The organism is Marinobacter sediminicola (assembly GCF_031157525.1).
Classification (GTDB): domain Bacteria; phylum Pseudomonadota; class Gammaproteobacteria; order Pseudomonadales; family Oleiphilaceae; genus Marinobacter; species Marinobacter sediminicola.
Genome location: NZ_JAVIXR010000013.1, coordinates 20,492 through 34,374, shown reverse-complemented (window position 1 = coordinate 34,374; position 13,883 = coordinate 20,492). Strand labels below are relative to the sequence as shown.

Genomic DNA, 13,883 nt, shown 5'->3' with positions numbered 1-13,883 from the left:
CTTACGGTCCGCAACAAACGGGTAAAGCTCATGCCCTATTGAACGCCTTCGAAAAGGGTTTCTGATGTTGATGGAAGCGCACATGACCCGCAGAGTTGAGTCTGCGCCTAGCTTGTGAAAAGGCGGGAGTGATATAGCCCCAGTTGGAGGTTCGCGAGAAGTAGATAACATAGTCAATGTTGGCCTCTCGCCACTTATTCTCGACGAACACGTTATCATCGCCACTTTCAAGAGACTTCACTTGTATGCGGTAGTAGTGGTTGTCGTCAGCCACAACAAGATCGGTTTTCCGGTCATGGTCTGTAACTGGCATAAACACTTCCCAGCCATCAGCCGTAAACCAGCTAGCGGCTAGGTTTTCGTATGAAATTTGCTTGTAGTGTCGGTAAGCGGGAGCAGTACGCTGTGCGTTTTTGATGGGCATGGTGGCACCTATAAATTGATGCCGTATGTCGGGCTATGGCTCCCCGAATACGAACCGGACCACCCTAAAGGTTGATCCCCAATTTACAATCACCATGCAGCTATCACTGACATCTAGCGACAAAGGCTGCCAGCCTCGAAGAACCCCGAACGGGATATCTTTCGTGAATGCCACTATCAGACCCTAAAGGCCGTGATCAATTTGAATTTGGAATTTATCAGCGATAGGGGGTAGCGTCAATCCATGCATCGCACAGAATGCTGGTGGTCAAGGCAATCATTGCATTGCTGTAACTGAACTTGGGAGTCTATCCAACAAATTGACTGTCGCCAGGCCGAAGTGAAAACGTCCCTGCTTTCGCTGTACTGCTGAACAGAGTTTTCCGCCTGTTGGTATCTTGCCAGTTGCAGCTGAGGAAAAGTATTAAAATACTATCCGGGATTAGTTGAGCACTACATTATCCGTTTTGAATGGTAGGTTATAAGAGGCTTTACTTCGAAGTCATCTCACAGCTAAGACCGATAAGAGCAAACTCTCCCCGCTAGACCTACCACTAGGTGACCGGCAAAGGTCGCTGGTGCCAGCCTGACACTCCCTTAGATCGGTAAGTTCTGCAGGTGTATTGTGTAAGCTGTTGTTTTAAATTAATTATTTATGGTTCGCCCGCTACGCCAGCCACGGGGTGTTCAGTAAACGTCGCAGGAGCCAGTCTGACAGTCCCCCAGTTGGTAGGTTCTGCGGGAAAGACTCTGTAGTTCATTGTTTTTAATCGATTTGTTCGATTTTCGCTAGGTTTTAAAGAGGCGTTGTCTAGAAATCACCCCCCTGCGACTGCCAATGGAGAGCAAACTCTCCCCGCATAACCTACCACTTCAGCGTGGTAGGTTATGCGAGGAGGAATCTGTAGTTAATTGTTTTTCATCGACTTATTGGGTTTTTCGGTAGGTTTGAAGGGGCGTGGCCTCGAGATCATCCCCCTGCGACTGCCAATGAAGAGCAAACTCTCCCCGCTAGACCTACCACTAGGGGACCGCAAATGTCGCTGGTGCCGGTCTATAGTCCCTTCGGTTGGTAGGTTATGCGGGAAGGAATCTATAATTTATTGTTTTTTATCGACTTACTAGTGATTCACCCGCTAGACCTACCACACGGTGACCAATTGAAATCTTTAGTGCCAGCCCGACCGTCTCTTTGGTAGGCAGGTCTATCGGGGAGATGAAGCGGCACCTTCTTGTTTTGACGAACCTTTTATAATTTGTCTCATAAAAAGCAATTACGGCACAGCTGATATCGCAAGATTTTTTTGCTGATCATGGTCGTTAATAGCAGTGCCTGGGAAGACGATCCCCGTCCTTCGGAGGGTTGCCCATTTAACGGTTGCCACTGCTAGCATCGCGTTAAATCGTTGCTGCACAAAGGGCGTAGTGTAGTGAATCATTTGACATGCTCCCCTCTAACTTCCTTGCTTGTGCCGGGTTGCCTATACTCTATAAGTGAAAAGGAAAACGGAAAAAGAACAGAGCTTTAAGGGTGAAGCATATGGCAAGTTTGAGAGAACAGAGCCCCGTTGACACAGTAGTTCCTATGCAGTCCGGCCCGACGCTTACGGCTACGCACAGCACCGCAGGCCTTCGTTGGCTATTTGAACGCAAAGGACTCTGGGGATTGACCATGAGCGATCTCGGGCGTTTGTTAGGCGGCATCAGCCTGCGGACTCTTGGCGACTGGAAACACCGAGTAAACAGCGGAGCGACTGTTGAAGTGTCCCGGGATGTGAATGACCGGATCAGTTTGCTCTTGGGTATCCACAAGGGGCTAACTCGAATCACTCCGTCAGGGCATGAAAGCATGGCCTATGAGTGGTTTCAGAAGCCCATTGATCTGATGGGGTTGCAGGGGAGCTCAATCCGCGACTATTTGATTAAACAAGGCTCGATGGACGCCCTTTACTATATTCGACGGAACCTGGATGCAATGCACAGCTAGCCTCACCCTAGAGACTTATGCATCGTCAAACGATGCACCGATTTATTGGAGGCCCAAGTGAATATCAAGCGAATGCAAGAAAAAGAACTGCTCGAAGGCCTAGATGCTGATAAAGCTCACGCTGACGAACTAGCCATTCCACTGCCCAAAGAGCTTGAGCCACTGGAGCGCTTGAAAGGCTCAGTGAAGCGCTATGATCAGCCGTTTGAGTCGGTCTGGGATGACCCGGAAGAAAGAGCCACAGGCGATGTCCCGAAAGGCCTGAACCATTCCGAGGAGGAGTAGGTTTGGGAGTGTGTTTTAGACATTCTGACGGCTGAGAGGTAGTGGCAAAGCTGCTTCTACAGCATCACGGGCAAGGGTCAAACGGAGAGCCACGTGACAAGAGTGAACTGGATATTAATTGTTAATTAATAAAATAATAAAGGAAAAACAATAAGATAGAATTTCGTGCAAAAAAAGCCCTCACCGTAAGTTCTGTGCATACGACCTTTAGACGTCTCACAGAAGGAGGGCAAATGGCCTCAAATATACTCCCGTTCCGTTTCGAAAATACCATACTCCCGATAGGCGACATTCCCGAGCTCCACGATAATCTCCAAAGCATCAGAAAAAAATACCGCCTCCACCCATTGGCACAACCGAGCCCGTCGGACATTCACCTGCCGCACTTCATCGACATGCTGAGAGTTTTTCCAATCTACGTGCATAGGTATCGTAAAAACTATCGATGCGTTGGAAATGTGCGCGCGTGGGAGCTTTGTCGTGCGTGGTTGTCACCCGATCAAAAGGTGCCGGTCAGCCTCATACACGGGCGATTTAAGTCGGAGTATTGGAGCCGGAATTATCTACTCGAAACTTACTATCCGAATGTAGTTTACGGTCTTCCTGCAGAAGACAGCATAAGTCTCCACAGTATTTTGCGCGAGTGGAGCAGCGATTTGGAGTTGCCGCCTCCTTTCCCTTCAAAAGCAGCCTATCGTCGAACCATGCGATTTGGAAAAGGGAGGGCGACCCATGGCTAAAACGGCACTCGTGTGGCTTGCGCCCAAAGACAGTAGACCTCAACAGATATTCATCGCAAAAGCAGAAGAGGCAGGCTATTCGGCAGCGCTTGTCAGGAATTTCTTCTATCAGATTAATGCCCATCCACAGCTATTGGCCTTCGTCCAAATCAGCAGAAATCTGGTCGAGATACTTAGGTTTCCCAGTGAAGAGTGGCTATCTAATGAAGAGGGCACCAATTTTGGGCTGTGGCAATCTCTGTGTCTGTGGGTCGCTGAAAATGTCGAAGGTTTAGTTAAGGCCATCGGGCCATCCTTTGATGAACGGCCTAGACGGCCTAGACACAACCCGCTGTTGAGAAAAGGCGTTACGAGGCACCCTCTGTATTGCGCCTTGTGGAATCGTCAGGAAAACCCCGAATTACAGCCTCGATACTCAGCACTGCAGGCTCAAGCTCTTTGTGCGCACGCTCGTGTGGTACGAGAAACCCATTTGCGAGAGGAATACGAAAAGTACGATGGCGATAGTCCGCTGCTTGATTCACCGAAAAGTGCCCACGCAATGGGACTTGCGCTACGGGATTTGAGTCACGGTGTTGCAGAGGAAGAGCTCATGGCCACTGAGCCCTTTATGCTTCCCTCGAAGTTCGGACGAGAGGTTCGGGCGTGCCTACGGAACATCAATCCAGTCTCACATTCTGGAGATATACGTCAGATTGATAGAGCTAAAGAAAGGCGGCAAACCGGGCTGCGATCTTTTGTTTACTTCATTGAGCGTGCTTACGGGACAAAGTCTTGGGTGTCCAGGGAAAGCTATGATCGCGAGGGTGGCGGAGGTGGCGAAGGTGAACCAGGCTATGTTGACTTTCAGGCAATTGTTGATGGTTCATCCGTAGATACCGGAGGCGGTACTTCCGATTGGTACGTGCCAGCATTTCCCCCTCAAGGCTTGGTGGCGAATCGTTTGAAGCATGATGAGCCGCCCTTTGATGACGGGCAGGGTATCTACTTTTTCTCAGAGCCTCTAGGCGCCAATGAAAAAGGAGACACAAACCCACCCACGAACCCTGCTTTGCTCTTTCTGAGAGCAAGAAATCAATCTCGTCATATCGCAATGGCCAATCAGCACCTTCCTTGGCGATACCAGTCTTTGACTGACCAAGAGATTCATAACGTAGTAACCCAAGCGAACTGTTATCTAAAAGCAGAATCGTTCACCAGGGGATCGACTGCGGATAGAGCGCGCTGTGAACTCGCGTTATTAGTTCTCATTGTTTTGTGGACAGGCGCCTCGTGGGAGAAAGCATGGGATCTTCGTGTTCAACCAGTCAGCTCTAACAGGCGTAGTCATGCTCCTCTGTGCTTAGTGACCTCCACCGGCGAAAGCCGTTGGCGAGTCAAGGCAACATTTCCTGAATATAAATCGCTGCTTAGAGTGCCAGATGAGGTTGTCAGGCCCCAAGTAGAGCATGTTCTTCTGCCAGATCTGAGCGGAATCGGTGACTCTGTGATGCAATTACTTAAAGACCGAGGCCTGAGACCATCCCCGAAAACAAAGCTTTTCACGTACCCCATTAAGCAATACAAAAGAGCTTTCAGAAATTTTGTACAGCAGGCTGGGGAGTCGGAGCGCGTGACGTGGGGTCGCTGGGAAAAGGTTATGTTTGATGCGATTACGGCTGAAACCGGAGATGTCGTGGATGCGGTAGCGATAACTGGCCAGCCACACGTTCTTGCCCAAACTAAATGCTACTACTACACCCCAAGGGAAGGGGATCTGTTTGATACCTACGTTCAAACTGCGCTAAATCTGGCGGAGCATGCGGAACTGGAGTTAGATAGCAATTTCGAAAGGCATCTCAAAGGGGCAAAGCATTTGGCCTCTTATGTGGGGAGTCGAGCGTGTGCCTCGAAGGAGGCGGTTGTTAAAGCTGTGGCTGACTTGAAATGCCGGCTCCGCTCCGCTCGAACCTATTCTGGATGGGCTGATTTTGCCCTCTACCACAACATCTATACGTTCTATACGGTCCAGATGCTCGCCTTTGCTACAGGATACCGCGCGGTAAAAACGCCATTCCTTGTGCTTGACGAAGTGAATGAGCATTTGTGCGTCACGGTGATCGCCGACAAAGATGATGAGCATAAGCGAAAGACCCGTCTGAGCTATTTACCAGGCGCCGTTTGCCGACAATTGGAACATTACGAACGGCACTTGCAGGTACTGTCAGCAGGTTACCAGCCCAGGCTGAAGCGTGGTGGAGAGGTAGAGGTAGCCCCCTGTTTTTTTATTTCGGAAAGCAACGATCGGTCGGGAACTCAGGAGGTTCGCCCCCGAACCATGCAAAAACAGCTGGATGACTTTCTGGGGTTGCCCGCAAATGCCCACCGGCGCTTTATGCGAATGGAGTTAAAGGAGGCCGGCTGCCCCGCCGATTATGTGAATGCATTCATGGGGCATGCAAGCTATGGCGAAGAACCCTGGTGTCGGTATTCCTCGCTGTCTACAAAACAGTACCGCGACATGATGGTGCACTATCTGGAGCCGATCATAAATGAGCTGACGTTCGAGCCGGTTGCTAGCCGTCTTGCTGGAGGGTAGAACTGATGGATCGTGTCTGGGACAGTTTTTTTGCGCTGGAATTGGAGGAGGATACACGGAAGACTGCTGAATGCGTGAAGGACTTTCTGCTCGGTAGTGAGTTAGCTGGCGCTGCTATTCTCTCCGGGCGATCAGAGCAATCATGCGGTCCCGAGGAGATGCGGGCTCTGGAAAAGAGCGTCCACCAAAGCCTTGGTAAGAGCTCGTCTACTCGATACGGAAAATTTCTTCGTGTGTTTGTTGAATATGCCAATCGCACGGGTGGTCACGAGCTTCCTCTGCCCTCTGTACCCATTCGGCTTGATCCACAACCAAGCGTCTTTAAAGATTTTGCGCCCGTGCAGGCCGAGCGGGCAGAGGAATGGCGCTTGTCGTTTAACAGGTGGATCGAGACGGTCTCAATTCGCGATATGGATTCACGCCTGAGCCTTGGGGCCTTTCTTGTTAGCGCTGCACTTAACGGCGGCCTTGTGGAAGGGACTGTTCTGCATCAGCTTCTCAAGGTGGCAAGCCAGAGGCTGACAGTCATCCAAGAGCGGGCACACTTGGACCTTCAGTTGCCCTGGCGTGGGATTGAAGATCTCGAACGTCGTCGGTGGTTTCCTGACGCTGTAACGGAATTTATTTTTCTTCAACTTAAGCTCGAAGTTGCGGACGATGTTGGGCAGCCCAAAACACCAGCGAAGGCTTTATGGCCGTTCATTCGTTTGTTGTTCAAACAGTGCGGTGAGATCGATAAACCACCAAAGAATTTTTCGGAGTTCATTGGGGCCAGCAAAGCACTGACTTACCATGAGTTGCCAGTATGTTTGGGGGCATTCATGGCACGGGCCCACATTAGCCATTCGCTAAGAGCAGAAGTATGGCAGCGCCTGAATGGTGTCTTTCCTGCTTCAGGCGCTCCTGGAGATTCCCCGCAATATTCAATCGATGGCGATAAGTATTCCAAATTTGATGATGATTCAGAAACTGATTTGGAGACCTTTGAGTGGGGTGTGAGCATTTGGAGCGCCCTGAAATCGACTGATCGGGAAAGTGCCGGAAAGAAGCTTAGAGCTCTGCTTGAAAATGACCAAGGTCCCTTCGGTGCAACAGAGAAGTTGTTGGCAGAATGGGCACTTCATCTATGCACGAAACCAGCCTCTTCCGGTAAGCGGCTTTCCCTCTCGACTATTGCTCGGTACGTGCGCGATACAGGCATTCGTATTGTGTCTTTAGCAGGAGAGGGGGATATCCGGAACTATGACAATTCAGAGTTTGATGAACTGTATACGGAAGTGATTTCAGACGCCTCGAGCAGTGGACTCCGCAATAAGCTTTGTGCGGGACTCCGGGAGTTCCACTTCTTTTTGCACAGCACCTGCGGAGTACCAAAGATTTCAGAGATTACGAATCTTGGGGGTGGCTCGGTTCTCCAGCCGGTGGATGCAAACCTCATCAGCCTGGATGATTACCAGAAGATTCGTTGCCGCATCAGAGAAGCCGACCTGGAGCTGATTGCCGAGGACCTTCCGGTAATTGCCGAACTGATTTTCATCTTGGGGTTTCGGTGTGGCTTGCGGCGGATGGAGACTCTGATGCTTAGAATTCAAGATGTCCACCTTTTGGGTCGACAGGAAATTATTGTTCGGCGTTACATGGGGCGCGAATTGAAGACGGCGAATGCGGTGCGGAGGCTTCCGCTCTATGCGTTACTGGAGCAAGACGAGCTCACCCTTTTAACTGATTGGGTGAAGCGTCGAAAAGAAGATGAGCGGGCAACTGCTTGTACGGATGCGTTGTTTTCCGTTCCAAAGAAAGGGTGGATGCCGATTGATCAGGAGAAAGTAATTCCTATTCTCCACCGGCACATGCGAGCGGTGACGGGAGACAACTCTTTACGTTACCACCACCTTCGTCATAGCTTTGCTAGCTGGACTTTTTTGAGGTTGTCTTTGGCGCACCATGGTAAAGGGCGAGTGCTTTTGCCTGAACAGCCACTGACACAAGAGTGGCTAAACCAATCACCTCATTTCTACGAGCGACTGCTAAAAGGGCGACATCGACCAGATTTGTATGCCGTCGCTCGGTTGCTCGGGCACGCAAGCCCCGATATGAGCCTTGAGCATTACATCCACACGATGGATCTAGCTGCGGTAGCTATTGATGAGCGCAGGGAGCTATTTGAAGAAAAGACGTTGATTGGAGCGTCGGGTATACCCACCTCCTCTGCGTACCGGCTATTGAAACAACGCGGTGTCGAAGGTCTTTTGGGCCGAGTCAGGGAGGAGCATCCAAACCGAATAACGACTATCAACCCAACGGATCAGCCAAGTTCGGACGCCGAGTTTGAAGAGGGAACGATCCAGGCAATACTCGCGTCCATTCAGCGGTATCTGAAGTATCGACAGAGGACTTTTACCAATAGAGAAATTTTGGTCAAGCGATTTGGGCTAAGCCTTGAGGAAGGGCAGCTGCTCGAAGCCAAGATAGAGTACTTGGTTGGGCTCAGGAGCAACCCACAACGGCCGCAGAGCGCTAGGCATCGGTTTTCCGGCCCCGGTAATGAGGAGCCCGATGCGGAGTCAATCAACCTTCATACCGAACCTGTGACTCGACGCAGCCGAGAACTCTATGAAGAACTCATCGGCCGCGTCTCAAGCGTTTTGCACGAAGATCCGGACTTGGTTTGGGAGATCGTTGACTACTACGTCCATAACCAGTGGAAGACAACAACGCCACTGATATTTCGAGAACCTGAAACGCCCGATATGGCGAAGAAATATCTTCGATTTCTCGAAATGCTGGGTTTCCAGCGTCGGGAGATCGAATTTGCCAACAGTGACTTGAGAAAGCGGTCACCCTATCGGGCGCAGTGGAAAGAAGCCTTGGGGCTGACCTACAGAGATATGATTCAGCTCAGGGCGCCCGTGAACGAAGAAAAGAAGGTTGAGGCCAAATGGCTTTTTATAGCGCCAAATTTTGGAGGTGAGGCAGATGGTTACGATGGACGCTCATTTGGATACCGCTATTTCATGGTGATGCTTGCCACTGCAGAGCCCGTACTGCGATCTAGGAATTGGACTGATCAATAGTGTTCAAAACGCTAGAATGCTATTAGGGCGACGCAAGCAGTTTACGCAAACAAAAATGGGAGTAGCTCTCAATGTTAGCCGGTGTTTTATGAGTGTAACTAAGAGCATTACAGAGCACATCCGGCAGCGCCCTGGCGGCAGCGTGTTCATGCGCCGAGAGATCGTAAACCACTTTCGCGGGCATGAGAGCGTGACTTCCAGAGTGCTTGAGCGATTAGCCGCGTCTGGAGAATTACTGCACATTGATCGCGGTCTATGGTGGCGCGCGAAACATACTCGGTTTGGTGAGGTTTTGCCGTCTCCAGAGGACGTTGTGTCTGCCTTGGAGAGGAACCGGGATGTATTAATTGTCCCTGCCGGTGCAAGAATCTTGAACGACATTGGAGCCTCGACACAGCTTCCACTGAAGCCCAGGTACATAGCAACGAGACGGATCAAACCTGTCGCACTGGGCAAAGCAGTCATTGAGTTTGATTACAATCGAGCTTTCGAATCCACTGTGGGGCTATTAACGGGATTGTCGAGATCTGAGAAAAAGCGAGTTGCCGGGTTATGGGTGGCATTTTGCTATGCCGGTGAGAATTACGCGGCACAGGAAAGGGAAGCTTTCACCAAGGCCTTCCAGGCACTGACTTCGAAAGAGCAGGCAATGTTGCTGGAAGTGCTTACAGGTAAGCTCGTTTGGGCGCGATCGATTCTGGTTTGATTCTCTTTTTATTATTTTATTCTTTTTTTTAAGTGCTTACGTTTTTCACCTGGTGTAGGTCAAACCTCGATGCTGGATCCAGGATACGGCGATCTCATCCATGACCTTAGCATCGGTTTCTATATGGATGCAGGCAGGTGAGCCCATGGTTTCCGGTACTAGGTTGTGGGATTTTGGGCTGATGATGGTTAAGAATGCGCTGTTGTTCAGACCTTCATCATTCTGCAGATCGCGGATTGCGTAGGTTTCCCCCACAGCCACTTCGACAGCAGTGTCATATCTATCCCGCTCAAGCCCATGGCGCCTGACTTCAGAACGGGAATACAACTCAGCGAATAGATAAATCACTGCAAAGCAAATGCTCAAGATCACAATAATTACGAATACCAGAACCATCGGGTGAATCATGGGTTTTTCCTCTTTTTAATAATAGTAGAAGGGGCTGCTCACTCAGCCTCAGGGTTTTTGAGTGAGCAGGCCGCCGCGTTGCACCACGATTAGGCCTAATCGTGGTGCAACGGAATTGGTATATTCAGGACGAAGCCTCTCCGGCTTCGGGCGCAAAGTGCAAAGCACTGACAAGTTGTTTCAAAACCTCTTGAGACAGTACGCACCGAATGCCAGCGTATTGCCTCGAAGAAGCATCGCGTATGGCTGTGATGATTCGGTCGTCGATATCGAGGTAATACACCGGGCTCTGACCTGGGTATGGGCTCACGGATTGGTACACATAGAAGCCCTCACTGGACAGAATCAAATGCTCTGCCGGGGGCAGAATTGCATCGGTCGTGTTTGTCTTATCATCACGCAGAGAACCGGGTTTGATTTTCAGATAGATCAGTAACGCGCCTATGGAAATGGAGGTGATGAATAACAAAAGGGCGATAGTTGGATTAAACGTCATCGTGTAACTCCTTTAAGCCACCCCTCCCTTACGGCATGCGCAATATTTAGAGAGGGGCGCTGGATTTAAAGTTGTGGCAGTGTTTCAGAAACGGTGTGCAGACGGCTCTCAAGGGCTGGAAGCAGTGACTGCAGAGCGAACTTCCCAGGCCGCAGTTGCTCACGAGCAAGTGCCGCTCTTACCCAGGACTCAACGGCCTCAAAATTCGAAGTCTCGTGGCCTTGCCCCAGAGACAGAATCAAGGCTTTGCCTGGTGCGATGTTCAGTGCGATAACCAGAGCAGCGGTGAGCTTCCTTACATCCTCGCGTTTGAGCATGTGTGGCTCAGGTTGTTCGAGATGGGCGTGATTAGGCCTAATCGGGAAAATATTACTGTGCATGAGTCACCTCGCTGAGCTGTTTGAGTTCGGAAGCTTTTGAACTGGTGGTATCGAAGTTTTGCCGAAGCAGGCGCTCGAAGGCCGAACCATCCTGCCGAGTAAGGTTGGGAACGAACCGGGAGTAGACACGGAACAGCATCTCTGTGGTTGTATGTCCCATTTGTCGAGCGATCCATTCGGGGCTTTCGCCAGACGCCAACCAGAGTGTCGCCGCGGTATGGCGGGTCTGATATGGCCGCCTTTTCCGCAGGCCCAAATGGCTGAGCAATGGGTACCAAACCCGTTTCGTTATGTTGTGGTGACTGATATGGCCGCCGGTTCGAGTGCAGAAAACAAAATTCATGTTTCCAGTGGCACGCTTCTGGTTGGTCAGCGCGTCGACAACCATTTGCGACATCTCGATAGTGCGGAAGGAGCCGTCGTTTTTTGTGTATTCCAGGCGGCCCTCAACCAGCGCTTGGCGAACCAGGATCTGGCGCCGCGGGAAATCCACGTGCTCCCACTGCAGTCCATCGATTTCACCTGTGCGCATACCGGTGAAGAACCGAATGGTGTAGTAGTTCCGGAAGTCGGGCCGGACGGTATCAATGATCTGCCGCACTTCTTCAATGCTGAAAGGCTCCACATCCGTTCGGGGGACTTTCAGTGATTTAATCCCGTGATAGGGTGAGCTAAACTCATATCGGTTGGCTGCCTCGCTGAGGATCATGCGCAAAGGCGTCATGATTTTGTTGATACGACTGGCAGAAAGACTCTTCTTGCTCCGGGTTGTTACTTTGGCGAGTGAGGCCCGGAATTCGAGAATGTCTTTTTTGGTGATGTGGCCAACCTCTTTTTCCCCAAAATAGGGGTTGAGGTAGTTTTTCAAAGTGCCCTCTATTGTTGATGCGTGTGACTGACGCCACTGAATTTTCATTTCCCCTGCCCAATCCTGAGAGAACTCCTTAAAGAGCGGCGTGTCATGAGCTTCCCTCGCTTTCTGAACATCAGCTTGTTTGGTGAACTTCTGGGCCACTGGGCTGTTGGGAAAGTACTTGTGATACTCGAACGACCCCAAAGTAATTTCTGCTTCAAGCCTCTTGAGTATTGTTTCCAGCTTTTTCCGGTTTGCAGGTGTGTTATCGAGCGCGGTCTGTTCCCGGCAACGCTTTCCGGCATAACGGAAATCAAAGAATAGTTTGCCTGTTTCTGGGCGCTCTACGATCTTACCCACGGCACACACCTCCCCCAGCCATTGGAACGCTAAAGGCATAGTTGGTTGAATGCCCGATCATGTCTTGTTCAATTACATTCCAGATGTAGAGGATTTTTCTGCCTCCAAACGGTCGGATGTAGTGAATGCCTTCCAGTAACACTGAATCTTTAAGGCGCTCACGAATGGTGCGAACGTCATACTTGATGCGCTCGGCGAGTTCTTGGGTGGTTAGATATACCTGTGACATAGGACTGCTCCTTTGCTATCGTCGGGTGTAGGAGGGCAATTCGATTCGGATAAGATAGAAATGATCTCTTGAAGACCATTATGCACCCTTAAAGACCTTTAGCAAGTCTTTTTGATCTCCTGTGGGTTAAATAGTTCTTTGGCGGGCCAAATGATTAAGTGTCATCTGTCTAAATTGATGGGCGAGAAGAAAGTGAAGATCGTTGATGTAGCCAGGGATACTGGCGTTAATCGCGGCACGATTACTCGGCTGTATCATGAAACGGCCAGTAGGGTAGAGCTCGACGTCATTGAAGCTCTGTGCCGTTATCTCGAATGCGACGTCGGCGATTTATTCGAGTTAGTGGATTCTGAATAGATACAACTTGCTGGTATGGAGTAATACAGGTCATGGCGATTCCTGATTTTCAAACAGTAATGCGGCCAGTTCTCCAAGCTGTAGGAGATGGTGAGACTAGGTCTTTGGCTGAAGTTCGGGAAATCGTGAAAGACACGTTTGGCTTGACAGATGAAGAACGAAGGGAGCGACTGCCGTCAGGCACTCAAACGGTAATCAACAATAGAGCCGGCTGGGCGAGAACCTACCTTAATAAGGCTGGGCTTCTTACCATTCCGCAGCGGGGTATGGTGCAGATTACTGAGCGTGGACTGGATGTTTTGGAAAACGGTCCTGAACACATAAGTGTTGCTTGGTTGAAGCAGTTTCCAGAGTTTAAAAAATTCCATACTCAGAAGAGCGGTGTAGGCGATAGTGCTATTAAACAGCCCGAACTCACGGAGGTAAGCAACGGAACACCCGATGAGGAGTTGGCAGCCGCCCATCTGTCTTTGATGGAAAGTCTTGCTGATGAAGTCCTGGAAACAGTGAGAAGTGCTTCGCCATCGTTTTTTGAGAAGCTGGTTGTCGACCTGATGATTTCCATGGGTTACGGCGGTTCCAGAAAAGAGGCCGGACAAGCCACTCAAGCCACTAACGACGACGGCATCGACGGTATCATCAAGGAAGATAAGCTTGGCCTTGATACGATTTACCTACAGGCCAAGCGTTGGGTTAACACCGTTCACCGCCCCGAGATAGATAAGTTTATAGGCGCCTTGACCCGCCAACGAGCACGAAAAGGGGTATTCCTTACTACGTCTGACTTTTCAGTAGGGGCGAGAGATGCGGCAGCAGGGCTGGATATGAAGGTCGTGCTGATTGATGGGCGTGAACTTGCCCAGCTGATGATCGAGAACAATCTTGGCGTGAACGTGAAAGAAGTTTTTGAAGTGAAACAGGTCGATACAGATTATTTTATTGAGGATTGACCGCGAGAATTCGCCAGATGTATGTCTGGTGTACACGAGGTTGAGACCAAGCAATAT

Annotated in this window: 13 protein-coding genes; 7 read left to right on the top strand and 6 right to left on the bottom strand. The window is 50.3% G+C overall.

Features of this window, described 5'->3' with window-relative positions; all coding sequences use genetic code 11:
* Window positions 1-28 precede the first annotated feature (28 nt).
* Complete coding sequence (locus tag RG807_RS15320; RefSeq protein WP_309045669.1) at window positions 29-424, bottom strand: group I intron-associated PD-(D/E)XK endonuclease; 396 nt, start codon at window positions 422-424, stop codon at window positions 29-31.
* A gap of 1,539 nt (window positions 425-1,963) precedes the next feature.
* Here RG807_RS15320 and RG807_RS15315 point away from each other — a divergent pair.
* The 5 genes from RG807_RS15315 to RG807_RS15295 all read left to right on the top strand — a co-directional run bounded on the left by RG807_RS15315 (window position 1,964) and on the right by RG807_RS15295 (window position 9,793).
* Entirely contained in the window at window positions 1,964-2,410 is a 447-nt protein-coding gene (locus tag RG807_RS15315; RefSeq protein WP_309045668.1) for a hypothetical protein, read from the top strand.
* A gap of 57 nt (window positions 2,411-2,467) precedes the next feature.
* Entirely contained in the window at window positions 2,468-2,695 is a 228-nt protein-coding gene (locus RG807_RS15310) for a hypothetical protein (RefSeq protein ID WP_309045667.1), read from the top strand.
* A 732-nt stretch (window positions 2,696-3,427) separates the two neighbouring features.
* Entirely contained in the window at window positions 3,428-6,013 is a 2,586-nt protein-coding gene (locus RG807_RS15305; RefSeq protein ID WP_309045666.1) for a hypothetical protein, read from the top strand.
* A 5-nt stretch (window positions 6,014-6,018) separates the two neighbouring features.
* Entirely contained in the window at window positions 6,019-9,087 is a 3,069-nt protein-coding gene (locus RG807_RS15300; protein ID WP_309045665.1) for a tyrosine-type recombinase/integrase, read from the top strand.
* Between the two features lie 88 nt (window positions 9,088-9,175).
* Complete coding sequence (locus RG807_RS15295; protein WP_309045664.1) at window positions 9,176-9,793, top strand: DUF6088 family protein; 618 nt, start codon at window positions 9,176-9,178, stop codon at window positions 9,791-9,793.
* Window positions 9,794-9,838: 45 nt separating this feature from the next.
* Here the strand turns inward: RG807_RS15295 and RG807_RS15290 are convergent, their stop codons facing one another.
* From RG807_RS15290 to RG807_RS15270, 5 genes are all read right to left on the bottom strand, one after another.
* Window positions 9,839-10,201 carry a hypothetical protein gene (locus RG807_RS15290; protein ID WP_298453156.1) on the bottom strand — a complete coding sequence of 121 codons (363 nt, stop codon included), beginning with the start codon at window positions 10,199-10,201 and terminating at the stop codon, window positions 9,839-9,841.
* Between the two features lie 124 nt (window positions 10,202-10,325).
* Window positions 10,326-10,697 (bottom strand): hypothetical protein, encoded by a 372-nt coding sequence (locus tag RG807_RS15285; RefSeq protein ID WP_309045663.1) that lies wholly within the window; start codon window positions 10,695-10,697, stop codon window positions 10,326-10,328.
* A 65-nt stretch (window positions 10,698-10,762) separates the two neighbouring features.
* Window positions 10,763-11,014 (bottom strand): hypothetical protein, encoded by a 252-nt coding sequence (locus RG807_RS15280; protein ID WP_309045662.1) that lies wholly within the window; start codon window positions 11,012-11,014, stop codon window positions 10,763-10,765.
* Window positions 11,015-11,066: 52 nt separating this feature from the next.
* Window positions 11,067-12,290 (bottom strand): Arm DNA-binding domain-containing protein, encoded by a 1,224-nt coding sequence (locus RG807_RS15275; protein WP_309045661.1) that lies wholly within the window; start codon window positions 12,288-12,290, stop codon window positions 11,067-11,069.
* The gene (locus tag RG807_RS15270; protein ID WP_309045660.1) at window positions 12,283-12,519 is read right to left on the bottom strand and encodes a hypothetical protein; all 237 of its coding nucleotides are present in this window, start codon (window positions 12,517-12,519) and stop codon (window positions 12,283-12,285) included. Before RG807_RS15270 ends, RG807_RS15275 begins: the two co-directional genes overlap by 8 nt.
* 150 nt (window positions 12,520-12,669) lie before the next feature.
* Between RG807_RS15270 and RG807_RS15265 the strand changes: the two genes are divergently transcribed.
* Window positions 12,670-12,876 carry a helix-turn-helix domain-containing protein gene (locus RG807_RS15265; protein ID WP_309045659.1) on the top strand — a complete coding sequence of 69 codons (207 nt, stop codon included), beginning with the start codon at window positions 12,670-12,672 and terminating at the stop codon, window positions 12,874-12,876.
* Window positions 12,877-12,908: 32 nt separating this feature from the next.
* Window positions 12,909-13,826 (top strand): restriction endonuclease, encoded by a 918-nt coding sequence (locus RG807_RS15260; protein ID WP_309045658.1) that lies wholly within the window; start codon window positions 12,909-12,911, stop codon window positions 13,824-13,826.
* Window positions 13,827-13,883: the final 57 nt, after the last annotated feature.

Coding starts and splice junctions, on each gene's coding strand:
- RG807_RS15320 (WP_309045669.1), bottom strand. CDS start 424: ATGCCCATCAAAAACGCACAGCGTACTGCTCCCGCTTACCGACACTAC.
- RG807_RS15315 (WP_309045668.1), top strand. CDS start 1,964: ATGGCAAGTTTGAGAGAACAGAGCCCCGTTGACACAGTAGTTCCTATG.
- RG807_RS15305 (WP_309045666.1), top strand. CDS start 3,428: ATGGCTAAAACGGCACTCGTGTGGCTTGCGCCCAAAGACAGTAGACCT.
- RG807_RS15300 (WP_309045665.1), top strand. CDS start 6,019: ATGGATCGTGTCTGGGACAGTTTTTTTGCGCTGGAATTGGAGGAGGAT.
- RG807_RS15295 (WP_309045664.1), top strand. CDS start 9,176: ATGAGTGTAACTAAGAGCATTACAGAGCACATCCGGCAGCGCCCTGGC.
- RG807_RS15290 (WP_298453156.1), bottom strand. CDS start 10,201: ATGATTCACCCGATGGTTCTGGTATTCGTAATTATTGTGATCTTGAGC.
- RG807_RS15285 (WP_309045663.1), bottom strand. CDS start 10,697: ATGACGTTTAATCCAACTATCGCCCTTTTGTTATTCATCACCTCCATT.
- RG807_RS15280 (WP_309045662.1), bottom strand. CDS start 11,014: ATGCTCAAACGCGAGGATGTAAGGAAGCTCACCGCTGCTCTGGTTATC.
- RG807_RS15270 (WP_309045660.1), bottom strand. CDS start 12,519: ATGTCACAGGTATATCTAACCACCCAAGAACTCGCCGAGCGCATCAAG.
- RG807_RS15265 (WP_309045659.1), top strand. CDS start 12,670: ATGATTAAGTGTCATCTGTCTAAATTGATGGGCGAGAAGAAAGTGAAG.
- RG807_RS15260 (WP_309045658.1), top strand. CDS start 12,909: ATGGCGATTCCTGATTTTCAAACAGTAATGCGGCCAGTTCTCCAAGCT.